At 40.0% G+C, this 25632-nt stretch carries 24 protein-coding genes; 11 read left to right on the top strand and 13 right to left on the bottom strand.

The window, feature by feature from the left end:
* Positions 1-48: 48 nt before the first annotated feature.
* Genes cysE through IPMB12_RS00600 form a run of 4 tightly spaced genes read right to left on the bottom strand, consistent with a single transcriptional unit; the run spans position 49 to position 2879 of the window.
* Positions 49-843 carry a serine O-acetyltransferase gene (cysE, locus tag IPMB12_RS00615; RefSeq protein ID WP_166913935.1) on the bottom strand — a complete coding sequence of 265 codons (795 nt, stop codon included), beginning with the start codon at positions 841-843 and terminating at the stop codon, positions 49-51.
* 48 nt (positions 844-891) lie between these two features.
* Positions 892-1911, bottom strand: a complete 1020-nt coding sequence (gpsA, locus tag IPMB12_RS00610) for an NAD(P)H-dependent glycerol-3-phosphate dehydrogenase (RefSeq protein ID WP_166913933.1) — start codon at positions 1909-1911, stop codon at positions 892-894.
* 15 nt (positions 1912-1926) lie between these two features.
* Complete coding sequence (gene secB, locus IPMB12_RS00605) at positions 1927-2415, bottom strand: protein-export chaperone SecB (protein ID WP_166913931.1); 489 nt, start codon at positions 2413-2415, stop codon at positions 1927-1929.
* A 23-nt stretch (positions 2416-2438) separates the two neighbouring features.
* The gene (locus IPMB12_RS00600) at positions 2439-2879 is read right to left on the bottom strand and encodes a rhodanese-like domain-containing protein (RefSeq protein ID WP_166913929.1); all 441 of its coding nucleotides are present in this window, start codon (positions 2877-2879) and stop codon (positions 2439-2441) included.
* A gap of 418 nt (positions 2880-3297) precedes the next feature.
* On the opposite strand from IPMB12_RS00600, the gene glnA reads away from it, so the two are divergent.
* The 5 genes from glnA (at position 3298) to IPMB12_RS00575 (ending at position 8796) form a co-directional block, all read left to right on the top strand.
* Entirely contained in the window at positions 3298-4707 is a 1410-nt protein-coding gene (gene glnA / locus IPMB12_RS00595; protein ID WP_166913927.1) for a glutamate--ammonia ligase, read from the top strand.
* 68 nt (positions 4708-4775) lie between these two features.
* On the top strand, positions 4776-5825 hold the full coding sequence (glnL, locus tag IPMB12_RS00590) for a nitrogen regulation protein NR(II) (protein ID WP_166913925.1): 1050 nt from the start codon (positions 4776-4778) through the stop codon (positions 5823-5825).
* 8 nt (positions 5826-5833) lie between these two features.
* Complete coding sequence (gene glnG / locus IPMB12_RS00585; RefSeq protein ID WP_166913923.1) at positions 5834-7321, top strand: nitrogen regulation protein NR(I); 1488 nt, start codon at positions 5834-5836, stop codon at positions 7319-7321.
* A 181-nt stretch (positions 7322-7502) separates the two neighbouring features.
* Positions 7503-8168: a Dps family protein gene (locus IPMB12_RS00580; RefSeq protein WP_166913921.1), complete on the top strand. Its 666-nt coding sequence runs from the start codon at positions 7503-7505 to the stop codon at positions 8166-8168.
* Positions 8169-8250: 82 nt separating this feature from the next.
* Positions 8251-8796: an NADPH-dependent FMN reductase gene (locus IPMB12_RS00575; protein ID WP_166913919.1), complete on the top strand. Its 546-nt coding sequence runs from the start codon at positions 8251-8253 to the stop codon at positions 8794-8796.
* Between the two features lie 63 nt (positions 8797-8859).
* On the opposite strand, the gene IPMB12_RS00570 is transcribed toward IPMB12_RS00575, so the two are convergent.
* The gene (locus tag IPMB12_RS00570; protein ID WP_166913917.1) at positions 8860-9696 is read right to left on the bottom strand and encodes a TerC family protein; all 837 of its coding nucleotides are present in this window, start codon (positions 9694-9696) and stop codon (positions 8860-8862) included.
* 117 nt (positions 9697-9813) lie between these two features.
* Between IPMB12_RS00570 and mutH the strand changes: the two genes are divergently transcribed.
* Positions 9814-10503, top strand: coding sequence for a DNA mismatch repair endonuclease MutH (mutH, locus tag IPMB12_RS00565; protein ID WP_166913916.1), 690 nt, complete (start codon positions 9814-9816; stop codon positions 10501-10503).
* Positions 10504-10513: 10 nt separating this feature from the next.
* On the opposite strand, the gene argA is transcribed toward mutH, so the two are convergent.
* From argA to glmU, 3 genes are all read right to left on the bottom strand, one after another.
* Positions 10514-11845, bottom strand: a complete 1332-nt coding sequence (argA, locus tag IPMB12_RS00560; RefSeq protein ID WP_166913913.1) for an amino-acid N-acetyltransferase — start codon at positions 11843-11845, stop codon at positions 10514-10516.
* 233 nt (positions 11846-12078) lie between these two features.
* Complete coding sequence (gene glmS, locus IPMB12_RS00555) at positions 12079-13908, bottom strand: glutamine--fructose-6-phosphate transaminase (isomerizing) (RefSeq protein ID WP_166913911.1); 1830 nt, start codon at positions 13906-13908, stop codon at positions 12079-12081.
* 44 nt (positions 13909-13952) lie between these two features.
* Positions 13953-15317, bottom strand: coding sequence for a bifunctional UDP-N-acetylglucosamine diphosphorylase/glucosamine-1-phosphate N-acetyltransferase GlmU (gene glmU, locus IPMB12_RS00550; protein WP_166913909.1), 1365 nt, complete (start codon positions 15315-15317; stop codon positions 13953-13955).
* A gap of 278 nt (positions 15318-15595) precedes the next feature.
* On the opposite strand from glmU, the gene hemE reads away from it, so the two are divergent.
* From hemE to IPMB12_RS00535, 3 genes are all read left to right on the top strand, one after another.
* Positions 15596-16678: a uroporphyrinogen decarboxylase gene (gene hemE / locus IPMB12_RS00545; RefSeq protein WP_166913907.1), complete on the top strand. Its 1083-nt coding sequence runs from the start codon at positions 15596-15598 to the stop codon at positions 16676-16678.
* Positions 16675-17265 (top strand): YjaG family protein, encoded by a 591-nt coding sequence (locus IPMB12_RS00540; RefSeq protein ID WP_166913905.1) that lies wholly within the window; start codon positions 16675-16677, stop codon positions 17263-17265. Before hemE ends, IPMB12_RS00540 begins: the two co-directional genes overlap by 4 nt.
* A 167-nt stretch (positions 17266-17432) precedes the next feature.
* Positions 17433-17705: an HU family DNA-binding protein gene (locus IPMB12_RS00535; RefSeq protein ID WP_166913903.1), complete on the top strand. Its 273-nt coding sequence runs from the start codon at positions 17433-17435 to the stop codon at positions 17703-17705.
* A gap of 203 nt (positions 17706-17908) precedes the next feature.
* Here the strand turns inward: IPMB12_RS00535 and IPMB12_RS00530 are convergent, their stop codons facing one another.
* Positions 17909-18322: an RnfABCDGE type electron transport complex subunit B gene (locus IPMB12_RS00530; protein WP_166913901.1), complete on the bottom strand. Its 414-nt coding sequence runs from the start codon at positions 18320-18322 to the stop codon at positions 17909-17911.
* Positions 18322-20031 (bottom strand): formate--tetrahydrofolate ligase, encoded by a 1710-nt coding sequence (locus IPMB12_RS00525; protein ID WP_166913899.1) that lies wholly within the window; start codon positions 20029-20031, stop codon positions 18322-18324. The genes IPMB12_RS00530 and IPMB12_RS00525 overlap by 1 nt, the downstream gene beginning before the upstream one ends.
* Positions 20032-20201: 170 nt before the next feature.
* On the opposite strand from IPMB12_RS00525, the gene sohB reads away from it, so the two are divergent.
* Positions 20202-21269 (top strand): protease SohB, encoded by a 1068-nt coding sequence (gene sohB, locus IPMB12_RS00520; RefSeq protein ID WP_166913897.1) that lies wholly within the window; start codon positions 20202-20204, stop codon positions 21267-21269.
* Between the two features lie 299 nt (positions 21270-21568).
* Positions 21569-22762, top strand: coding sequence for a TPM domain-containing protein (locus IPMB12_RS00515; protein ID WP_166913895.1), 1194 nt, complete (start codon positions 21569-21571; stop codon positions 22760-22762).
* Between the two features lie 57 nt (positions 22763-22819).
* Here the strand turns inward: IPMB12_RS00515 and trmL are convergent, their stop codons facing one another.
* Genes trmL through IPMB12_RS00500 form a run of 3 tightly spaced genes read right to left on the bottom strand, consistent with a single transcriptional unit; the run spans position 22820 to position 25459 of the window.
* Positions 22820-23320, bottom strand: a complete 501-nt coding sequence (gene trmL, locus IPMB12_RS00510; protein WP_166913893.1) for a tRNA (uridine(34)/cytosine(34)/5-carboxymethylaminomethyluridine(34)-2'-O)-methyltransferase TrmL — start codon at positions 23318-23320, stop codon at positions 22820-22822.
* A gap of 21 nt (positions 23321-23341) precedes the next feature.
* A complete protein-coding gene (gene cpxA / locus IPMB12_RS00505) occupies positions 23342-24715 on the bottom strand; it encodes an envelope stress sensor histidine kinase CpxA (protein WP_166917639.1) in 1374 nt (457 codons plus the stop codon).
* A 33-nt stretch (positions 24716-24748) separates the two neighbouring features.
* Positions 24749-25459 carry a response regulator gene (locus IPMB12_RS00500; protein WP_166913891.1) on the bottom strand — a complete coding sequence of 237 codons (711 nt, stop codon included), beginning with the start codon at positions 25457-25459 and terminating at the stop codon, positions 24749-24751.
* Between the last annotated feature and the right edge of the window lie 173 nt (positions 25460-25632).

Here is a 25632-nt window from a genome sequence, read left to right as displayed (position 1 = left end):
TAAAAAAATGCACGTGAACACGTGCATTTTTCATTAACGAGTAAGATATTACAGATTCTGATTCATGTCTAAAGCAGGCTTATCACAACCCGGGCAACCGATAACTTTAGCCGGAACACCCGCCGCAGTTGTATGAGGTGGAATCGATTCAAGTACGACGGAACCGGCACCGATTTTAGCGCCTTTACCGATCTCGATATTACCCAGAATGGTTGCATTGGCACCTATCATTACACCTTCACGGATTTTTGGATGACGATCACCACTCTCTTTACCTGTACCACCCAGTGTTACTGATTGCAGAATAGAAACATCATCTTCAACCACTGCAGTTTCACCAATGACAATACCTGTAGCATGGTCAAACATCACACCACAGCCAATTCTGGCGGCAGGGTGAATATCAACACCCAACACCACTGCAATTTGACTTTGTAAGAAAATTGCCAACGGAATACGCTCTTGTTTCCAGAGCCAGTGAGCGATGCGATAAGCCTGCAAAGCCAGATAACCTTTAAAATACAGTAGTGGTGTTGAATAGAAATGAACTGCCGGGTCTCTGACATAAACTGCTGAAATATCTTTGATAGCAGCCTGAATAATATCTGGATTTTGTTTATAAGTCTGAGAGATCATTTCACGAATATCAATTGCTGGCATGACATCAGTACTTAATTTATTAGCCAGAATATAGCTCAGCGCACTACCAAAATTATCATGATTAAGTAGTGTTGCATGGAAGTAACTGGCGAGCATTGGTTCATTCTCAACCAGCTCTAAAGCCTCTTTGCGAATACTTTGCCAGATTTGTTTAGGCGCGATAGACGCTTTTTTTAAATTCATAAAGGATCACTCCGCAGCGATGCTTAGTATGTATATTGTAGAGATAAACTATTTATCTGTTTTTAATTCATTTTTCTGGTTACGACCAAGTAAATCCATAGCCGCTTTTTTCGGATCTTTACCACAATATAAAACTTGATAAATTTGTTCTGTGATCGGCATATCAACATGATATTTTTGTGCTAACAGCCAGACTTCTTTGGTGTTCCGGTAACCTTCTACCACTTGTTGAATGATCTCCTGAGCTTCCTCAATGGATTTATTCTGACCAAGCAACAGACCAAAACGACGATTACGTGACTGATTATCAGTACAAGTCAGGACTAAATCACCAAGACCTGCCATTCCCATAAACGTTGCTGGATCTGCACCAAGTGCTGTACCTAAACGCATGAGTTCAGCCAGTCCACGGGTAATTAATGCTGTTCTTGAATTGGCACCAAAGCCCATTCCATCGGAAAGGCCTGCACCAATGGCGATAACATTTTTTACCGCTCCGCCAAGCTGAACACCGATAAAATCAGCACTGCTATAAACCCGGAAACTTTTACTGCAATGGAATAGCTCTTGTACTTCAGTTAAGAAATTAGCATCAGTAGAAGCGATGGTAACGGCTGTTGGTAAGCCGGCAGCGACTTCTTTAGCAAAAGTAGGGCCAGAAATTACCGCTAAAGGAATAGCATTACCTAAAATATCTCTCGCCACGTCTTGTAACAAACGGCCAGTATCTGGTTCAAGTCCTTTAGTTGCCCAGACAATTTTGGTATCAGGGCGCAGGAAAGGCTTCATCTTACTTAAGACATCGCCAAAAGCGTGGCTTGGAACGACGATAAGTATAATAGAAGAGGCCTGAACGGCTTTTTCCAGGCTACTTTCCATTTGCAAAAGATCAGGGAAAGTAATATCAGGTAGAAATTGTTGATTTTTGCGCTCAGCGGCTAACTGAGCGACTTTCTCTGGTTCATGTCCCCAGAGAATGACCGGATGGCCATTACGAGCAAGTAAAATCGCTAAGGATGTTCCATAAGAACCAGAACCTAAAACTGTTACAGTTGCTTGTCTTTCCATCTTAATGGCCTTTGTTTATTGAATACTTTCATTACCTGCAGGTGGTACACCTTCAGCTTGTTGTTGCTGTTGTTGTAAGTAGTTCATAAATAGTGCATCAAAGTTAACTGGATCTAAATTGATCGCCTGGAACGTACCTTTATTCACTAAAGTTGCAATGGTTTCACGTGCATATGGGAATAAAATATTTGGGCAATACGCACCTAGACAGTGAGCTAATTGATTGCCTTCGATACCTGCGACAGAGAAGATACCTGCCTGAGTTACTTCACAGATATAAGCTGTGTCATCGCCAGATTTGGTCGTTAAGGTAATGCGTAGAGATACTTCAAATACGTTCTCTGCCAGTTGTTGAGAAGCTGAATTCATCTCAATATTCATCGCAGGTTTCCATTCTTTTTGGAAAATGGCCGGAGAATTTGGCGTTTCAAAAGACACATCTTTGATGTAGATACGTTGAATGGCAAAATTAGCTTCTGGTTGAGTATTAGTTTGTTCGGTCATGGTTGATCCTTTATTCCTTTTTATTATTTACTTTTGACTAGTGGTAAGTTTTCACCATTCCAGCCTGCGATACCGTCTTTTAGCGCATAGACCTTTTCAAAACCAAGTTTTGCTAAAATTTCACCAGAGGCCACAGCGCTCATACCATTATCACATGTAACAATAATTGGGTTTGTTTTGAATTTTTCAATCTGCTTGATACTATTATTTTTAATATCGACTGGCAGGATATTATGTGAACCTGTAATGTGACCACGTTTAAAATTATCAGCATTACGAATATCGACAATCACGGCTTCTTCTTTATTCATTAGATTAACTGCTATGCCATTAGTAATTTGTGTCACTTTAGAAAATTTACTTTTAATAGTTAAATGAATAATTGCTACGAATATTGCCAGCCAGCCTAGTGATAGGATTGGATGATTTTTTACAAACGGAAGAAGTTCATTAACAAAGTCCATAAGATTCTTTTACCTGTCGATTATATTAGTTATATCAATTAAAGTGAGTGATTATAGCGGTATTATATCCCAAAATATAGTCCTGCACATTGATATGTCGGTATTTCTTTTCATATTCTGTTTGTCTATTTACCCTTGTTTTTAACATCAAAGGCAGTAAAACCACCAGTAAAGTTATTTATTAAGCTTATTTGTAAAGTGATTGCACTAAATTGGTGCTTACGTATATTGTTGGTGCATGATAAAATATATTTACTGGCATGTTTATAAAAAAAAGTAGGGTTCCGGCTAACGATAAAAGGTAAAAAACAAATAGAGCGCAGCCTAAAAATGAAGCTGGCATTGTTTTTGCATATTTACAATGACTACGGAATTATGCCCATACAATTATTTAGTATCCTGATTTGGAGAGTACATTATGTCTACACAAAAAGTTCTGGCAATGATTAAAGAGAATGATGTTAAATTTGTCGATCTGCGTTTTACAGATACCAAAGGTAAGGAACATCATTTAACAATTCCTGTTAACCAAATTGATGCTGATTTTTTTGAAGAAGGCAAAATGTTTGATGGCTCTTCTCTTCCAGGGTGGAAAGGTATCAATGAGTCTGACATGGTGCTAATGCCTGATACAGAAACAGCAGCAATTGACCCATTTTATGAAGATTCAACGATGACTATTCGTTGCGACATTTTAGAGCCGGGTACATTCCAGGGTTATGACCGCGATCCTCGTTCAATCGCACGCCGTGCTGAAGAGTATCTACGTTCAACTGGTATTGCCGATACCGTTATTTTTGGACCTGAACCAGAATTTTTCCTGTTTGATGACATTCGTTTTGGTTCGCCGATGTCGGGTTGCTATGTCCATATCGATGATATCGAAGCTGCCTGGAATTCAGGAACTAAATATGAAGAAGGTAATAAAGGCCATCGCCCTGGTGTGAAAGGTGGTTACTTCCCAGTTCCACCAGTCGATTCTTCACAAGATATTCGTTCCACCATGTGTCTGATTATGGAACAACTTGGTTTAGTGGTTGAAGCACATCACCATGAAGTTGCAACAGCAGGTCAAAACGAAATCGCTTGTCGTTTTAATACCCTGACCAAAAAAGCCGATGAAGTACAAATCTATAAATACGTGGTACACAATGTTGCTCACGAATTTGGTAAAACAGCGACTTTTATGCCAAAACCAATGTTTGGTGATAACGGTTCAGGTATGCACTGCCATCAATCGTTGTCAAAAGATGGTGTGAACCTGTTTGCTGGTGATAAATATGCTGGTATGTCTGAGATGGCGCTGTTTTATATCGGTGGGATCATCAAGCATGCTAAAGCACTGAACGCATTTACTAACCCATCAACTAACTCATATAAACGTTTAGTTCCTGGTTATGAAGCGCCAGTTATGCTTGCTTATTCTGCACGTAACCGTTCTGCTTCAATTCGTATTCCTGTTGTATCAAGCGCTAAAGCTCGTCGTATTGAAGTGCGCTTCCCAGATCCAGTAGCGAATCCATATTTAGCATTTGCAGCACAATTAATGGCTGGTCTTGATGGGATTATGAATAAGATTCACCCGGGTGATGCGATGGATAAAAACCTTTATGATTTACCGCCGGAAGAGTCTAAATTAATTCCAACTGTTGCAGGCTCACTGGAAGAAGCGCTACACGAACTTGATCAGGATCGAGAATTCTTAACGCGTGGTAATGTATTTACGTCTGACGCCATCGATGCTTATATTAAGATGAAAAAGGCCGATGTTGCTCGTGTGAATATGACTCCACATCCGGTTGAGTTTGAAATGTATTATAGTTGTTAATTGTAACTTATTGATTTTATTGAATATTTTATGATAATGTAAATGGATGACAGAGTTAAGGAGGAACGATGACATTAGACGCTGTGTCAGATGCTGAAATCATTCTTAACTCTATGTTAACCAATATTCTTTTACTGGATGAACATTTAGAGATTCAATATGTTAATCCGGCAGCACAACAACTCTTATCGCAAAGCTCCCGAAAATTACAAGGGAGCTATTTCCCTGATATTTTCAGTTATTTATCATTAGATGTTTCTCTGTTACAAAGTACTTTAGCACAAGGTCAGGGTTTTACTGATAATGAAGTTAATTTGGTGGTAAACGGTCAGTTTTATAGTTTGACTCTCACTGCTCAGCCACTTCGTGATGGCCAAATTCTAATGGAAATGTCGCAGTTAAATAACCAAAAAAGACTCAGTCAGGAACAATTGCAACAAGCTCAGCAAACTGCAGCCAGAGAGCTGATTCGTGGTCTCGCACACGAGATCAAAAACCCTCTTGGTGGACTGCGCGGTGCTGCCCAGTTACTGGAACGTGAGCTACCGCAAAAAGAGTTGCAAGAATATACACAAATTATTATTGCTCAGGCGGACAGGTTAAGAAATCTGGTCGATCGTCTGCTTGGACCACAGCATTTACCTGAAAAGAAAATTCAGAATATTCATAGATCTATCGAGCATATCTATGCATTACTGAAAATAGAAAAACCAGCTAATGTACAACTTATTCGGGATTATGATCCTAGTTTGCCAGAACTGGTACATGATGCTGAACAGCTGGAACAAGTTATTCTCAATATCAGCAGAAATGCCCTGCAGGCACTAACGCCTGATGGCGGTACGCTAATTTTGCGTACCCGAACGGCATTTCAGGTGACATTACATGGACAGCGTTATCGTCTGTGTGCCCGGATTGATATTGAAGATAATGGTCCGGGTATTCCGGTTCATCTGCAAGATACTATGTTCTACCCTATGGTGAGTGGGCATGAAGGTGGCTCGGGTCTGGGCTTATCTATTGCTCGTAATCTGATTGATCAACATCAGGGTAAAATCGAATTTAATAGTTGGCCAGGTCATACAGAATTTTCTATTTACCTGCCAATTCGTCAGTGAGGTGTACTATGGAACGTAATATAGAGTCCACAACTTTATCAAACCCACAAACAGTCTGGATCGTTGATGACGATAGTTCTATTCGTTGGGTGCTTGATCGCGCACTCACTCACGCAGGTTTTCAATGTGTCTGTTTTGAAACCGGTCAGGCGGTTCTGGATGTGCTATTGCATAATAGCACCAAGCCGGCGGTAATTATTTCTGATATCCGTATGCCGGGTATTGATGGATTAACTTTACTACAACAAGTTAAAGAGAGCTTTCCTGCTATTCCTGTGATCATTATGACCGCCCATTCTGATTTAGATGCGGCAGTGAGTGCTTATCAAAAAGGTGCGTTTGATTATATTCCTAAACCATTTGATGTGGATGAAGTTATCTCGCTGGTTGAGCGTTCAATTTTGCATTCTCAGGAGCAGAAGATCGCGCAAACAGAGTTCACGAAAGCCAGCGCCGGTATTATTGGTGAAGCGCCGGCGATGCAGGATGTATTTAGAATTATTGGCCGTTTGTCTAAGTCATCAATTAGTGTCTTAATTAATGGTGAATCAGGAACAGGTAAAGAGCTGGTAGCTCAGGCGTTGCATCAACATAGTCCAAGGGCTAAAGCACCTTTTATTGCTATTAATATGGCAGCTATCCCTAAAGATTTAATTGAATCTGAGCTTTTTGGTCATGAAAAAGGCGCCTTTACCGGTGCCAGCCAGATTCGTCAGGGGCGCTTTGAACAGGCAAATGGGGGCACGTTGTTTTTAGATGAAATTGGTGATATGCCGCTAGATGTACAGACAAGATTGCTACGTGTGCTGGCTGATGGTCAATTTTATCGAATTGGTGGTTATGCGCCGATCAAAGTTGATGTACGTATTATCGCTGCAACGCATCAAAATCTGGAAGCCAGAGTTAAAGAGGGATTATTTCGGGAAGATCTATTTCATCGTTTAAATGTCATTCGCATCTTGTTGCCACCGTTACGTGAACGTGCTGAAGATATTCCAAGACTGGCTATGCATTTTTTACAAACAACGGCACAAGAACTCGGTGTTGAAACTAAAATATTAAGTCCGGAAGCAATTGAAATGCTATGTCAGTTCAACTGGCCGGGGAATGTACGTCAGCTGGAAAATATTTGTCGCTGGATCACGGTGATGTCATCCAGTCAGGAGGTTTTGGTACAGGATTTACCACCAGAGATCTATCAGGATAAAACTTTGACCAGACCTACAGAAGGTATGATAACCAAAACTGAACCATCGGTCATCACTGATAATTTAGATATTGCAACCTGGCAGACCCTGCTACATACATGGACAAAACAGGCCCTGACTGATGGTAAACAGAATATTCTACCGGAAGTCGTAAATCAGGTTGAAAAAATTATGCTGGAAGCTACCCTACAATATACCCATGGACACAAGCAGGATGCGGCTCAGATACTGGGCTGGGGGCGTAATACTCTCACGCGCAAACTTAAAGAATTAAAGGATGTCAAATAAGTTTTTCTAAGCACTGAAATCAGTAGATAAAGCTTATAGTTTATGGATATAGCATTGATAGACATAAATTGTTTTATATTACTGGACACTAGATCTAATTAGATGTAATTTTGTATATAGTTATTTAACATTACTTATGAATTTATACTAATGCCACTAAGTTATATTAAGGAGATTTACTATGGCTAAAAGTGCAACTACAGTGAAAAGTGCAGCTAAGACTACTGCTAAGAAAGCAGCAGCTCCAAAAAAAGCAGCGCCAGTAAAAGCAAAAGCAGCACCGGCAAAAGCAGCACCAGCAGCAGCTAAAAAAGTAATCGATAAAGCTAAAGTTCAAGGTTTACAAAGAGCATCACTAGTTATCCCTACTGATTTAGGTAAAGAAGCATCTCGTGATATTTCTGCGGCAATGAATGCTATCCTTGCAGACGTGTTTGCGTTATACCTAAAAACTAAAAACTTCCATTGGCATGTAAGTGGCCCTCATTTCCGTGATTTCCATTTAATGTTTGATGAACAAGGTGCAGAGCTATTTGCTATGACTGATGCTATTGCTGAACGTGTACGTAAATTAGGTGGTATGACTTTACGTTCAATTGGTCACATCGCTAAATTACAACGTATTGATGACAATGATGCAAACTATGTAGAGCCCTCAGATATGCTTGCTGAACTTTGCCAGGACAACATTGCATTAGTTTCTCGTCTACGTGAAGCACATAATGTGTGTGATCAATATAATGACACAGGTACATCAGGTCTTATTGATGGCTGGTTAGATGAAGCAGAGCGTCGTGCATGGTTCTTATTTGAAGCAGGCCGTAAACCGGATTCATCTGGTCACTAATTTCTTATCAGGATTTATCAATCAAAGGTAGCTGAGTCCCGGCTACCTTTATTTATTTAGAATAACAAAAAGGAGTTGTTATATGAGTAAATCAATTGCTGTAGTTGTCGGTAGTCTGCGTAAAGATTCATACAATCGTAAAGTTGCGAAGGTATTACAACAAATAGCCCCAGCATCATTAAAATTAAACATCGTTGAAATTGGTGATCTACCTCTTTATAACGAAGATATTGATGGTGCAAATCCACCAGCAGCTTATACACGTTTCCGTCAGGAAATTGCAGCATCAGCTGGCGTTATTTTTGTAACACCTGAGTATAACCGTTCTTATCCTGCTGCGATCAAAAACGCACTTGATGTTGGTTCACGTCCATATGGTAAAAGTGTCTGGGCTAAAAAACCGGCGGCAATTATTTCTGTTTCACCGGGTGCTATTGGCGGTTTTGGTGCAAATCATCATCTGCGTCAACCACTTGTATTCCTTGATATGCCAATCCTACAACAACCAGAAGCTTATTTTGGTAACGTAGCACAAGCATTTGATGAACAAGGTCAAATCAACGAGAAAAGCAAACAATTCTTAGGAAGCTTTATTAACGCATATGCGGATTGGGCAGCTAAATTCTAAGTTGTTTTTCAAATAATAAAAAAGCCAGGTTCACTGGCTTTTTTGTCTTTAGTAATCAGATGATTACTCTTTTTTGTCATCCTGATTTTCTTCCTCATCTTCAACGGAGGTTGGACCTAAATCGAAGCTCACCACTCTACGGTTACGTAGCAGATTTAATATTTCCACACCCAGTGAGAAGAACAAGGCAAAATAGATATATCCTTTTGGCACATGAGCGTGGAAACTTTCAATCATCAGTACCCAGCCAACTAAAATCAAGAAGGCGAGAGCCAGCATTTTGACGGTTGGATAAGTATTAACAAAATCACCAATTGGTTTAGCTGCAAACATCATGATCCCCACTGCAATCACAACAGCTAAGATCATAATCATTAAATGTTCTGACAGGCCTACAGCAGTAATCACTGAGTCAAGACTAAAAACAATATCCAGTACCATGATTTGAATAATGGCTTTGGTGAGTGTCATATGCGTACTTGACTCAGTATGAGATTCGGGTGGATTGAACATTTCTTTTATTTCTAGCGTACCTTTCCAGATTAAGAATAAGCCACCTAAAAATAAGACTAAGTCTCTGGCTGAAACAGCTAATAAAAGAGGAGTCAAATCACCATGTTGTGCTAAGGTTTCTGGTGAAGTAAACGAGAAGTAGTATTGATAGATATAGAATAAGGGATTTTGTAATTTGACTACCCAGGCCAGAGATGCAAGTAAACTAATACGCATCAACATTGCGCCACCCAAACCTAGCCGGCGGGCAAAGTTTTGCTTACGTTCTGGTAATTTAGCCACAACAAGTGATAAGAAAATGATATTATCAATACCAAGGATAATTTCTAATAATGTTAAGGTTGCTAATGATAACCATGCACTGGGGTCTGAAAGCCATTCAAACATATTTAAGACTACACCTGAATAAATTTGTTTAAGAGAGTGATTATACTCTGTATTCCACTTTACTACATGCGCTTAATAAATTATTTTATATTCTTATCAAAATAGTGAGTAAAAATCATGATATCTCCACCAGTAAACGAACAAGAGCTTCTTGCCCGGGCAAATTTAATTGCTGGTTATACGCTTGGAGAGGTTGCTAGTTATCTAAATATCACTGTTCCTGCTGATCTAAAACGTGATAAAGGCTGGGTAGGTAATCTGCTAGAAACTTACTTAGGTGCTAAAGCAGGAAGTAAGCCTGAGCAGGATTTTGCGCATTTAGGAATTGAGCTTAAAACGATCCCGGTTGATGCTAAAGGACACCCTCTAGAAACTACATTTATCTGTGTTGCTCCTTTGATGGCCAATCATGGTGTGACCTGGGATAGTAGTCATGTTAAATATAAACTGCAGAAAGTGCTCTGGATTCCGGTAGAAGGTGAAAGAACGATTAGAGTGGCAGAGCGTCGGGTTGGTTCTGCAATTTTATGGTCGCCTGATTCTGAACAAGAAAATATCTTGAAGCAAGATTGGCAAGAACTGATGGATATGATTGTACTTGGTCAGATTGAAAAGGTCACGGCCAGACAAGGTGAAGTACTACAAATACGTCCTAAAGCAGCTAATGGTCAGGCGCTGACAGAAGCCATTGGTGAAGATGGAAATATTATTCTTACAAGACCAAGAGGCTTCTACTTACGTAAACAATTTACTGCCGATATTTTACATAATTATGTCAGAAGTAAAATGACTTCATCTGGCTCTTAGTATTCAAGAGCTAGTCTTCAATGTCCAGCATTAATATCTTAGAGTTACGACGATAATTATACAGAGCTTTTTTCTGCATAGGTAAGTCATCAACACCAGCCGGGATAAATCCTCTCTCCTGAAACCAGTGAATACTTCTAGTCGTCAGGACAAACAGTTTTTTTAGATTAAGCTGTTTGGCTCGCTCAATCACTTTTCTTAGTAATAAATCACCGCGTGAGGAACTACGATAATCCGGATGAATAGCAACACAAGCCATTTCTCCCATTCTTTCCTCGATAAATGGATAGAGTGCCGCACAACCAATTGTCATACTATCTCTTTCAATAATCGTAAATTTATCGATTTCTATCTCCAGTTGTTCACGGGAACGACGAACTAAAATACCTTGTTCTTCCATCGGTCGGATCAATTCTAAAATGCCACCAATATTATTGATGGTTGCACTACGAATCTGTTCTGAATGTGCCATCGCAACCTGAGTACCAATACCATCACGAGAAAACAGTTCCTGCAGGATTGAACCATCAATTAAATAACTGACGAGGTGACTTCTGCGTACACCATTTTTACACGCTTTAGAAGCTGCACGTAGAAAGCGACACTCGCTGGAGAGATGCTTACCTTGTTCCTCTTTCTCTTTGACGTAGTTATCGGCATCAACAGGGAAGATATCGGTAATCACATTATCATTTTTGTCTAAAACACCCTGCTCAGCACAATAGCTGATCAGCTTGTCTGCCTTTAGTTTTATTGCCACTTCAGCAGCAATATCTTCAGAGGCTAAATTAAAACTTTCACCTGTGACAGAAGCACCTACTGGCCCAAGCAGAACAATAGCCCGACTATCCAATTGTTCGTTGATCGCCTCACTATTAATTCGACGTATTTTACCGGTGTGGCAATAATCGATCCCATCATCCACACCAAGTGGCTGGGCAATCACAAAGTTACCGCTGACGACATTAAGATGAGCACCTTGTAGTGGCGTGTTATTTAAACTCATTGACAGGCGAGCAGTGATATCTAATTGCAGAAGTCCGGCAACCTGCTTCACAATATCCAGAGACACACTATCAGTAATACGGGTATATTTATGATGTAAAGGCTTGATGTTACGTGAGCTCAGTTCATGATCGATCTGATTACGGGCACCATATACGATGACGAGTTTAATGCCCAGGCTATGCAGGAGCCCAATATCACTAATGATATTTGCATAGTTATGACTTTTGATGGTAGCGCCGGTAAGCAGGATGACAAAGGTCTTCCCCTGATGGGTATTAATATAAGGTACAGAGTGTCTTAGGCCATCGACAAGTTCAGTTGTTCTCTCTTTCATAATTTTCTCTTTTGAATAATTATGCAATATAATTGTATTTTTATTTATTTTAAGAAAATAAGCAAGTAAATAATATGATTTTTATTCAATGAAATAGATAGTCAAAATTAGATGGTTTTGATATCAGAAAATAAAGCAGATTTATTGCCAGAGGAGTGAAGAATCAATTTTGCAGAGAGCAATAAAATAAAGAGTGTTCACTACTGCGTACACAGTAGTGAACAAAAGGGGGGTTACTCAACCGTTACTGATTTAGCTAAGTTACGTGGTTGATCCACATCTGTTCCTTTGATTAAGGCAACATGATAGGCCAGTAGCTGAGTTGGGACGGTGTAATAAATAGGTGCGGTGATCTCTTCAATATGTGGTAGAGCAATGATCTTCATCGTATCATCGCTGACAAAGCCAGCATCCTGTTCTGCAAACACATATAAAATACCGCCACGAGCGCGTACTTCTTCGATATTTGATTTTAATTTCTCAAGTAGCTCATTGTTAGGAGCCATAACAATAACTGGCATATCGGCGTCTATAAGCGCAAGTGGGCCATGTTTTAGTTCACCTGCAGCATAAGCTTCAGCATGAATATAAGAGATCTCTTTTAACTTTAACGCTGCTTCCATCGCAATTGGATATTCATCCCCACGACCAAGGAATAGTGCATGATGTTTATCAGAGAAGCTCTCGGCTAATGTTTCAATCGCTTTATCAAAGGTCAGTACTTGTTCAATTCGACTTGGCAGAACTTGCAGTGCGTGTGCTATCGCTTGTTCTGTAGCAACAGGTACATTATTAAGTTGACTCAGTTTAGCTACCAGCATTAGCAGCACCGTTAATTGCGTAGTAAAAGCTTTAGTTGAAGCAACACCGATCTCAGCACCTGCTTTGGTTAGTAGTACCATATCTGCTTCACGTACCAGTGTTGAAGCAGCCACGTTACAAACAGCCAGTGAACTGATGTAACCAATCTCTTTTGACAGACGGAGTGCTGCCAGTGTATCAGCAGTTTCACCAGATTGTGAAAGAGTGATAAATAAGCTGTTTTTACGTGAAGCCGGTTTACGGTAACGGAACTCTGAAGCGATCTCAACATCACACGGAATACCTGCCATTGCCTCAAACCAGTAGCGGGCGACCATACCTGCATTATAAGCGGTACCACAAGCCACAATTTGAATATGCTCAACTTGTTTTAAGATCTGTTCACCTTGCTCGCCGAGTTCAGATAAATCGATTTTACCGTGTTTTAAACGACCTTCCAGTGTGTTTTTAATTGCAATTGGTTGTTCAAAAATCTCTTTTTGCATATAGTGACGGAATTCACCTTTATCACCTGCATCATATTTTGCATTTGATTCAATTTCAGGTCGAACAACAGTCTGACCAGTACGATCAACCACTTTTACCGTACGATGAGAAATCTCAGCGATATCACCTTCATCTAAAAAGATAAAACGGCGAGTAACCGGAAGCAGGGCTAATTGATCTGAGGCGATGAAGTTTTCACCGACACCAAGGCCTACTACTAGCGGGCTACCAGAACGGGCTGCAACCATAATATCTGGATTACGGCGATCGATAATCACAGTACCGTAAGCACCACGTAACTGAGGAATCACACGTCTTACTGCATCAAATAATGTACCGCCTTGACGTAACTCATCATGGATCATGTGTGCAATAACTTCGGTATCTGTATCGGAACTGAATTGATAACCTTTAGCGATCAGCTTCTCTTTGAGGGGTTCAAAATTTTCAATAATACCGTTATGGACAATGGCAATATAATCTGAAACGTGTGGATGAGCATTTTTTTCTGATGGCTCGCCATGTGTTGCCCAGCGTGTATGAGCAATACCAGAAGAGCCTTTTAAAGGATTGCTATCAATAGCATCTCTTAGCGCTTTTACTTTACCCAAACGACGAACGCGTTGTAATTCTCCTGCAGGTGAAATAATCGCAAGTCCTGCGGAATCATATCCTCTATATTCTAAACGGCGGAGTCCTTCCAGTAATATTTCTGCTACATCACGCTGCGCAACGGCTCCCACTATTCCACACATTGTATAGATTCCTTAATATTTAGAGATTAATGTAAATAAATGAATTATTTTTTCTTAGTTGGTCGCTGCCAGCCTGTAATATGCTGTTGTTTGACCCGACTGATCACCAGTTCATTTTCACCAATATCATTAGTTACAGTGGTACCGGCTCCAATGGTGGCTCCTTTTTTCACAGTAACAGGGGCAATTAATTGAGTGTCAGAACCGACAAAGACATCATCTTCAATGATGGTTTTGAATTTGTTAGCACCGTCGTAATTACAGGTAATGGTACCTGCACCAATATTGACGTTACTTCCTACCTCAGTGTCACCTAAATAGGTCAGGTGACCTGCTTTACTGCCATAACCAAGTGTGGCTTTTTTCATTTCAACGAAGTTACCAACATGTGCTTTTTCTGCCAGTTGAGAACCCGGGCGTAGGCGGGCAAATGGCCCGACTGTACATTTTGCAGCAAGTTGTGAATCTTCAATTACAGTATAAGGGCTGATCTCACTATCGTTTTCGATGGTACAGTTTTTAAGGATACAGCCAGAACCAATATATACACGATCGCCTAAACGCACAGTTCCTTCGATAATGACATTTGTGTCGATGATGACATCTTTGCCACAATACAATTCACCGCGTAGATCAAAACGATTTGGATCCATAATGGTGACACCAGCCAGCAGTAGCTCTTTCGCTTTCTTCTGCTGATAAACGCGCTCCAGATTAATTAGTTGCAAGCGATTATTGACACCATCTACTTCATGCAGGTCGATTGGATGAGTTGATGTAATGTCATACCCTTCAGCGTAACACATGGCAATAATATCTGTCAGATAGAACTCGTTTTGTGAATTATTATTGGTCAGTTTAGATAACCAGGATTTTAACAGTTTACCGGTGACCAGCATAATACCAGTATTGATTTCCTGAATTTTTCGCTGTTCATCAGTGGCATCTTTTTGCTCAATAATACCAGTAATATTGTCGTTGTGGCGAATAATACGACCATAACCTGTTGGGTCATCCAGCTTGACTGTTAATAAAGAGATCCCCTGTTTCGGTTTATTTTTGATCAGCATTTCCAGTGTTTCTACTGAAATAAGTGGACCATCACCGTATAGAATTAGAATATCTTCATCGTCTTTAATATGTGGAATCGCTTGTTGTACCGCATGTCCGGTACCTAGTTGCTGCTCCTGTAACACTAATGTGACTGGCTGTGAGGAGAGCTCTGCCTGTAGCTGTTCTTTGCCATAACCATAAACAACATAAACATGATCAGCATGTAATTTTAAAACGGTATCAATAACATGTTGTATCAATGATTTACCACCGATTTTATGTAACACCTTTGGTGTGTCGGAGTACATACGGGTTCCTTTACCGGCGGCAAGGATAATAGCGCTTAGTTTTGACATAGGAGCAACTCGAATCTGATTAGGAAATTGCTCATTACTATAATAAAAGATAACGTGTTAAACAATGAACAATCACTATGATTTTATTAATTTTTGTATCGAAAAAAGCGAATCGCAGCAAGGTATAAATTTTAAATAGTCTGAATTACTTTTCTAATATAATGAATAATTACAAAAAGAGGACTAACAGAATAAATAAAAACTGACTTCAATTATCTATTATCAACGATTCAATGATATGATGACGCGGTAAGTTAATTATAAGGATAGAAATAGATATGCCAGCATTAAAAAATGATCGCTATTTACGTGCATTACTTTGTCAGCCTGTTGATTACACACCTATCTGGATGATGAGGCAAGCAGGGCGTTATTTACCTGAATATCGTGAATTAAGAGCTAAAGCCGGTAGCTTTATGAATCTCTGCCAGAATCCGGAGCTAGCCTGTGAAGTGACTTTGCAACCAATTGAACGATTTGATCTGGATGCGGCTATTATTTTTTCTGATATTTTAACAATCCCCGATGCAATGGGACTTGGTTTACATTTTGAAACTGGTGAAGGACCTAAATTTGAGCGCCCTATTACTCAACTGGACCAGATTAAAAATTTACCTGTTCCCGATCCGGAGCAGGAGCTGCGCTACGTGATGGATGCTCTGCGTACTACACGCAAAGCGTTAAATGGCAAAGTTCCCCTGATTGGGTTCTCCGGTAGTCCATGGACGCTGGCAACTTATATGATTGAAGGGGGCAGCAGTAAATCGTTTACTAAAATTAAGCAAATGATGTATGCCGAACCAGAAGCTTTACACTTACTGTTAAGTAAGCTGGCACAAAGCGTTGCCCTTTATTTAAATGCGCAAATAAAGGCTGGAGCTCAATCTGTTATGATCTTTGATACCTGGGGTGGAATGCTCAGTCATCAAAGTTATCAGGATTTCTCTTTGCGCTATATGCAAGAGATCATTGCTAATTTAGACAGAGGAATAAGACCAGAATCAGGGACGCAAGGCTATGTGCCGGTCACAGTATTTACTAAAGGTGGGGGTATCTGGCTGGATAAAATTACCGGAATAGGTAGTGATGCAATCGGTATCGACTGGACAATGAACCTAAGTGACGCTCGCACAATCACTAATGGCAAACCTATTGCGCTACAAGGTAATCTGGACCCTTCTGTACTATATGCCCCAAAAAATATTATTGACCAGCAGGTTGAACAAGTTCTGACAGAATATGGTGCGGGTAATGGCCATGTCTTTAATTTAGGTCATGGTATTCACCAGGATATTCCGGTTGAGCATGTCGAACAATTAATTGCCTCTGTACATAGTCGTTCAAAGAGGTTTCATCAATGATCAAAAATCCAATTCATCTTCGTTTAGAAAAGTTTAGTGAGTGGCAACACCGGACATTTATGGTCTGTTTGTGCGAGCGGATGTATCCAAATTATGCACTGTTTTGTCAGCAAACAGATTTTGCTAACCCTGCACAATACAGAAAAGTCTTAGACTTAGTCTGGGAATCTTTAATCGTCAAAGGGGCTAAAATAAACTTTGATTCACAGTTGGAAAAATTTGAAGATCTTATTCCGGCAGTGAGTGACTTTGATGTTTATAGCGTATACCCGGCGATAGACGCCTGTCAGGCACTCAGTGAACTAATGCATGCTTATCTGAGTGGTGAAAGTGCTGAACATGCGATCGCGGTGAGTGAAATCTCATTAAATACTGTGGCAGGCTATGAAATGACTCAGGCTGAGCGTGAAATGACCGATGAAGAACTCAAAATATTACCTGCAATTATCGATGAATTAGATATTCAATGGGAAATTTTCCGATTATTGAAAGAAGAAGAAGAACGTAATATTGAGTTAATTAAAGGCTTGAAAGAGGATCTCAGAGAGGCAAATATCAGTAATATTGGTGTTTTTTTGAGCAATTAAACCAAAAAGTGTGATTTATTTTAGGTTTTTGATTAAATTTAGCTTTAATCTTAAACAAATATAGACTACATTTATAACCAATCAAGATTTCAGGAGGGCTGAGCTTGGTTTTTATCGGGCAGGCTTTATTTTATAAACAATTAAATACTTAATGTAAGGACATATTCATGAATAAGACAGAACTTGTAGACGCTATTGCTAGCAAAGCTGACATCACTAAAGTAGCTGCAAAAACTGCATTAGAAGCAACTCTAGCTGCAATCTCTGCTTCACTTAAAAAAGGTGAACCAGTGCAATTAGTTGGTTTTGGTACTTTCAAAGTAAACAACCGTAAAGCACGTACTGGCCGTAACCCAAAAACTGGTAAAGAAATCAAAATTGCAGCAACTAAAGTTCCTGCATTCGTTGCTGGTAAAGGTTTAAAAGAGACTGTTAAGTAATAACTGACGTTAATCGCAGTTAGGAAGTTCTTACTTTCTTTAATGCCTCGCTTAATGCGGGGCTTTTTGTTGCCTGTAATCTGACTTATTGGGCTACTTTTCCCTGATTAGCAGCATAAATAGAATATGCATCCAAATCTACTGATAATTTAGATTTTGCGTATTGTGTCTAATTTATAATGAATGGATATCTTTGTTACGTTCTATTCCGGCTTTTGTTGAGCCAGTTTCTTGGCTCTGGCTCGTGCTATGGCATCAGCAACCGTCTGTTTACGTTGTTCAAGTGAAATAACAGGCTGTGGCGTGTGAACTATTGGAGTAAAGATAGTGGCAACAGTTGATGAAGGAAAGGTGGACTGTTGCACTAAACGTGATTGTTTTCTTTCAGTCAGACGTAACTCTTCAGCCGGGTTCATCTCTTCGCCTGGGGTATGCAGTGTAATACAGTTGGTTGGACAAACATCGATACATTTACTACAGCTGGTACAGAGCTGAGGTAGAATTGTATGCAGAGTATGTTTACTGCCTACAATTGCATCAGTTGGGCAACTTCGGCTGCACTTTGCACAGCCGATACAGTTTGCCTCATCAATATACGCTTTTAAGACTATTGTCATTAACTGAGTCCAACGATATTTCCAGCATCATCCAGATCGATCTTACGATAAGCTGGTAGAGTACCAAGACCTGGCATAGTCATTACATCACCGGCATAGACACGAATGAATCCGGCACCGGCAGAAACCTGCAAATGTGTCACATCAATATCAAAGTTAGTTGGTACATTTTTCAGATTAGGATCGGCACTAATTGACATTGGTGTTTTAACCATACACAGCGGTAAATGAGCAAGATTAAGTTTTTTAATCTCTTCAATATCTTGTAAAGCTTTAGGGGCAAGTTTAGCCTGATTCGCTCCATATTTTTTAGCCATAGTCTGAATCTTATCAAACAGCGGCATATCATCACTATATGGTAGCGTCACAGTATGTTGTTGTTCACAGGCTTTAACGATATGTTGTGACAATTTAGCCGTACCTTCACCACCTTTAGCGAAGGCTTCACTAACTTCACAAGCGAATGCTCCTTGTTTTAAGGCATATTGTTGTAGAAAGTCTAACTCTTCCTGATTGTCATAAGGGAAACGATTGATCGCAACAATCACTGGTAAACCATAACCCTTCGCATTATTGATATGCCAGCCTAAGTTAGCACAACCAATAGAAAGTAACTCAACATTTGATTCGGTGACTTCTTTTGGTAAAGGCTGACCCGGTTTAATATTAAATTTACCGCTATTAGATTTTAAGCTACGAATAGTTGCCACAATCACGATACAAGAAGGCGCAATCCCGGCCTGACGATATTTAATATTAAAGAATTTTTCCATTCCCATATCAGAACCAAAGCCTGCTTCGGTCACTACATAATCTGCCAGTTGCAGACCAACGATATCAGCAATGACAGACGAGTTACCGTGCGCGATATTGGCAAATGGTCCAGCATGAATAAGTGCCGGTGTATTTTCTGCCGTTTGCATCAGATTTGGATTGATTGCATCTTTCAGTAGCACTGTCATAGCGCCAGCGACTTCCAGCGCTTCTGTCGTAATAGGATTACCCGATTTATCATAGGCAAGGATGATACGACCAATACGCTGACGCATATCTTTTAAGTCCGTAGCTAAGGCTAAAATAGCCATTAGCTCTGACGCAGCAGAAATTTCAAAACCGTCATTACGTTCAACGCCATTGTTACCACCACCAACACCAACAGTGATATTACGCAAAGCTCGATCATTATGATCAATAACACGTTTCCAGACGACACGATTTTTATCGATATTGAGAAGTGGCAGGTTAGTCTGTTTAGTAAACTCTTCACCCAAACGCTCTTCATGGAACAGGCGTGCGTCTAAAGCCGCAGAAGCTAAATCATGTGCTGCCGTAATCGCGTGAATATCACCAGTCAGATGTAAATTCAGTTTTTCCATTGGCAGAACTTCGGCCTTACCACCGCCTGCGGCACCACCTTTAACACCAAATACAGGTCCAAGGCTTGGCTGACGAATACATGCTATAGCTTTTTTACCAATATAATTTAAACCCTGACTAAGTCCGATAGTGGTGACAGTTTTTCCCTCACCAAGAGGAGTTGGAGTGATAGCAGAAACTAAAATCATTTTACCTTTAGGTGCATTTTGTTTAGTAACAGCCGGATCAATTTTGGCAACATACTGGCCATAACTCATGACGAACTTATCATCAATTCCACACTGCTTTGCGATTTCTGTAATTGGACGTAAAGTTGGTTTGGTATCGTTCATTAGGCAAGGTCTCTTATTCAGATCGTTGGTATAAGTAAATAGTATAAAGAAAACTGGGAGCTGAATAAAGCGACAATCTGTAAATCTTTGCGTGTAACGATAACTAAAACCTATAGTAAAAATCTGCTATGATAGCGAGCAGAGCATTTACTGGATAAATAAGGATTATTATGAGCTGGATATTTGAATACCTATTATTTTTAGCTAAAAGCATTACTATCGTTGCTGCGATTGCTGGTGTATTACTGTTCATCGTCAGTCTGCGTAAAAGAGCACCAGCTGGTAGCTTAGAAGTGAAAGATATTAGTGAAAACTATACTGAGCTAAAAGAGATGATGCAGTATTCAAGTATGAATGATGCTGAAGCAAAAGTATGGGAAAAGCAGCAAAAGAAACAACGTAAGTTAGAGAAAAAACAGGAAAAATTAGAGGCTAAAAAAGCGTCTAAAGAAGAGGTGAGTGAGTCAACTACAGACTCAGCTGAAGCGAAAAAGAGTACTCAGGAAAAGTCTAAACTCTATGTCCTCTCGTTTAATGGCAGTATGGATGCGAAAGAGGTTGAAGATTTACGTCAGGAAGTGACAGCTGTTCTTTCTGTGATAAAACCGGAAGATAAAGTAGCACTAAAACTGGAAAGTCCGGGTGGTGTGGTACATGGTTATGGTCTGGCCGCTTCGCAGCTGATGCGCTTTAAACAGCATAATGTGGAGCTGATTGCGCTGGTTGATAAAGTCGCAGCAAGTGGTGGTTATATGATGGCGTGTACTGCCAGTAAAATCATTGCTGCACCGTTTGCAATCATTGGCTCTATTGGTGTAGTTGCGCAGATTCCTAACTTCCATCGTTTGCTTAAGAAAAATGATATTGATGTAGAGCTGCAAACAGCTGGCGAATATAAACGTACTTTGACGCTATTTGGTGAAAATACTGATGAAGGGCGTAAAAAGTTTCAGGAAGAGCTGAACGAAACTCATCTACTGTTTAAAGACTTTGTACGTGAGAATCGACCAAATGTAGATATTGATGCTGTTGCAACTGGTGAGCACTGGTTTGCCACGCAAGCCAAAGATAAAGGACTGGTTGATGAGATTGGCACCAGTGACGATTACATCTTATCTCATTTAGAGAATTATAAGATTTTGTCGGTCAAATATCGTCGTAATAAGAAACTCTCTGAAAGAGTAGCAAATCAGGTGACCAAAGGTGTTGAACGTGTTCTATTTAGAAGACAATTCTAAGTCCTCAAGTCATTAATTCCTTCTGCATATAAGAGCAATTTTCTGTCAGAGAATTGCTCTTATAATTATCAGCTAAAGAAATTTCTTCCAAAACGTAAACCGATTATTACTAATAATTTATATTTATTTGATTAACAATGATTTATTTTTAATGAATTACAAGATCTGTAGCAAGTTTAGTGACCAATTGAACATATTTCCTTTTAATTTTCCTTATCAGCATGGATAAATGCTCAATTCATTATAAAATACTGACAATAACTATAAGGTAAGAATATTGTGGTCAGGACTGAGAGCGGATGAATCAATTAATCAGAAAGCGTTTTTTCATTATGATAATGAGTTGGTGCTTAAGTCTGTCAGTGCAGGCTAATCCATCAAATTATCCGGTAATGGATGAGGGTGTCACTGACACTATATCGCTATTATCACCGGGTGAATATAACCTGATTAATGACAAAATTATGGATCTGGAACATGAAACAGGAGCACAAATCGCAGTGCTGATTGTTCCAACCACAGGTCGCGAAAGTATTGAACAATTTGCCAGTCAGATTTTTGCACAGTGGCAACTGGGGCGCAAGGGGATTGATGACGGTGTTCTACTGATTGTTGCATTGAATGACCGCACTATGCGGATTGAAGTTGGCTATGGACTGGAAGGGCAAATTACTGACCTTTTCACCAGTCAGGTTATCCAAAATTATCTGATTCCCTATTTTAGAGCTGAGCAGTACGCTAAAGGTATTGAGTTGGCTGTTGATGCACTTATTGCTAAAGTCAAACAGGAAGAGTTACCCCCCATTGATCAGATGTCTTTGATTGTAACTAAACAAACTGAATCCATTGGACTTCTTGATATTGTTGCAGGGTTGGTTATTGGTGGTAGTCTTCTGTTATGGCTAAGTATTATTGTGAAGACATTAAAACGTTTTCCTTTGAGAGCGGGGCTATTTTGGGGAGGAATTATCGCCTTAACTGCTTATTTTGGTGGGTTTGATCTCACCACATGGAATGGGCTGACCTTTGGTGAAGATTTTTTGCGTAATGATTTGCCTCGTTGGGTACAGTTACTGTTTTTACAGATATTCCCTGCCTGGTTTAGTGTTGTCATGATATTTACCTGTTTTGTTGTCTCTGTCTTCTATATTCTAGGCTTTTTTGCCGGAGTCCTTATGATTTTAGATAGGTGGATTAAATCAGAAAAACTTAAGAAGGCTCTTTTCCCCGGGATTATTTTTGGTTCTATTGTTTATCTTTTTTCTTATTTCTCAACGGGCTCATTGGGTGCTGCTGTATCGATAACGACAGTTATTACACTTTTTATTATTATTGGTATCTATAAAGGGTTTATTAAACCAACCACAGGTTCTGGTTCTTCCCGCTCAGGTGGTAGTTCAAGATCTGGAGGTGGAGGAAGTTCCCGCAGTAGCAGTAGCCGAAGTGGCGGTGGCGGTCGCAGCGGCGGAGGTGGAGCGTCGGGTCGTTGGTAAAGAACTAACGCTATATAAACCTCAGTTAAATTAATCAATATAACTATTATGTGTATTTTATTTTGGGAGCAGTGCGTTTTGATAACCTAACTGACGCCATGATTCATAAACTACTACAGATACAGCGTTAGACAGATTCATACTACGGCTGTCAGCCAGCATCGGAATACGAATTTTTTGTTCCTGTGGCAGATTATCTAAAATAACGGGTGGCAAACCGCGTGTTTCAGGGCCAAATAACAGATAATCATTGGCTTTATAAGTAACAGAACTGTGTGGTAATTTACCTTTAGTGGTTAACGCGTATATAGCTGGTTTATCTGATGCAGGTGGTGTCAGGCTCAACACATTTTGTGTTAAAAACTGTTCAAAATTACGGTAACGTTTTACATTCGAAAACTCATGGTAATCAAGGCCTGCTCGGCGTAAACGTTTATCATCCAGATCAAATCCCATCGGTTCGATGATATGTAGCGCAAAGCCTGTATTGGCACACAGACGAATGATATTGCCAGTATTAGGGGGGATTTCTGGCTCAAACAGCACAATATTTAACACGATATTAACCTTATTTTACTTCTATTTGTTGGTGGCAAGAGGAAGGGTAATGACAACACGGAGCCCTTGTAACGGACTCTTTGTAGCATAAACGGTACCTTTATCCTGATTGATCGCTTTACGTACGATTGCCAGACCCAGTCCGGTACCGCCGGATGTACGGTCTCTGGCTTCACTAGTGCGGTAAAACGGCATAAATATTTGCTCATACTCTTTTTCTGACACACCCGGGCCATCATCATCAATGATAACCATAAGTTGTTCATCATGTACATGAAAGCCGATTTCAATGCGCTTATCACTATAGCGAAACGCGTTGCGTATGACGTTTTCCAGCGCACTACTGAGTGCCTGACTAAAGCCAAAAATACGAACATTGGGAATATCTGTTGTGACTTTAAATGATTTACCTAGCTGTTCAGCCTCAAATTCAGCATCTTCCAGAACCAGTTCCCACAGCTCTTCAACTGTCATCAGGTCGCGCATATCTTGTTCTGTATATTGGTTACGTGCAAGTGACAGTAATTCACTAATCATAGCGTCCAGCTTACCTGATTCGTCTTCAATACGTTGCAGCTCGCTACTTTCCCCCTGTTTGCGACGAAGTATCGCGCTGGCTAATCGTAAGCGGGTCAACGGTGTACGTAGTTCATGGGAGATATCAGAGATTAAACGCTGCTGAGATTCCTGAGTATGTTTTAGCTCACGTAACATGTGGTTAAAGCTGGCGCCGGTTGCCTGAAACTCATAAGAACCGGACTCCAGATCTGGCCACTCTTGTAAGTTACCACGGGCAACCTCATCTGCCACTTTTTTCAGGCGGCGCGCTGGTTTTGCCAAACTCCACGAAAGCCAAAGTAGTAAAGGAGAGCTCAGGAGCATCGTTAAGGATAAGAGTAATAACGGATGGTCGAATAAAATATTAGCAAATTGAGATTGTAGTGCCGTGACCGGCTGAACCACATAGAGCAGATATTCCTCCTGCCCGTAAGCTATCTGGAAAGGACCAAGCACTTCTTCACTACCATAGACTTTTTTAGCGGGCTCTGAGACATTATTGGAGAGCTCCGAGAAGTTCTGTACAATATCTCTGTAGGTTGCATTGGCAGTCAGAATCTGTTCTGTTGGTGTAACAATGAATAAAGATTGTCCAGGCATAGCCGCTTTATCCATGACCACAATAAATCGCATCCACCAGCGGAAACCATTTTGCGGGATTTTCAGTAGTTCAGTTTCAAGTGACTGTGCCAGTTCAATACCAACTTCTTTTTCCTGATTAGAAATATAAGTCAGGTTACGAGAGTCCAGTTTAGGTAAAGTAATTGCCAGCATTAAAAAGAATGCCACAGTAAACAGGAAAACAATAAAAATACGAACTGTTAACCTATTAAATATCCACATAGATGACTCTCAATCACTCAAATTTATTTAGTCGTGTACATCTTTATCAAAGACAAACAGATAGCCCTTGGCACGCAATGTTTTGATCCATGGCAAGCCATCAGAACGCGGAGGCAGTTTTTTACGTAAATTAGAGACGTGTACATCGACAGAGCGATCAAGTGGCGAAAAGGCCTTACCAAGTACTGATTCACTTAACGTATTACGGGAAATGATTTGCCCTTTGTGTTCTAACAGTTTTTGCAGAACTAAGAATTCAGTACCGGTTAGATCAAGATATTGATTATCAAAAGAGGCGACCTGTTGCTTGATATTCACTCTTAATTTATCGATGGTATATTCAGAAGGATCGTCCTGATTTTCTTTAACTGAACTATCCCATTGATGACGGCGTAAAAGTGCACGAATACGAGCAATGAGTTCACGGTCGTTAAATGGCTTAATAATATAATCATCAGCACCCAGCTCAAGGCCTACTACGCGATCAAGTTCGCTATCTTTGGCTGTCAGGAAAATAACTGGTACGGTATGACGTTGTCTAAGCTGTGTTAATACGCTTAAACCATTCATACCCGGCATCATGACATCAAGCAAAACTAAGTCAAAAGTATCATCAAATACTTTTAATGCTTCTTGCCCATCATTTGCGACTTCTACCTCAAAACCTTCTATTACCAGTAATTCCTTTAATAGTGAAGTGATATCTTTATCATCATCTATAAGTAATAATTTATTCATGTCAGCTTCCTGTGTCATTTTCGTAGGATATTTCGCATTTAATAGGACTTGGATACTAAATCCTGCTTACATTTGTGTTATTATATAGACAAATGCTCTTTTAGAAAATAGAAGGGCTCATTTAGTCCATTAATTATTGGATAATTGTTTTTTCTATTAACACCCTATTTTTC

This window comes from Zophobihabitans entericus (genome assembly GCF_011745665.1).
GTDB classification, from domain to species: Bacteria; Pseudomonadota; Gammaproteobacteria; order Enterobacterales; family Orbaceae; genus Zophobihabitans; species Zophobihabitans entericus.
Note: the sequence above shows the minus strand (reverse complement) of the source record. Positions and strands in the feature narration are given on the sequence as shown.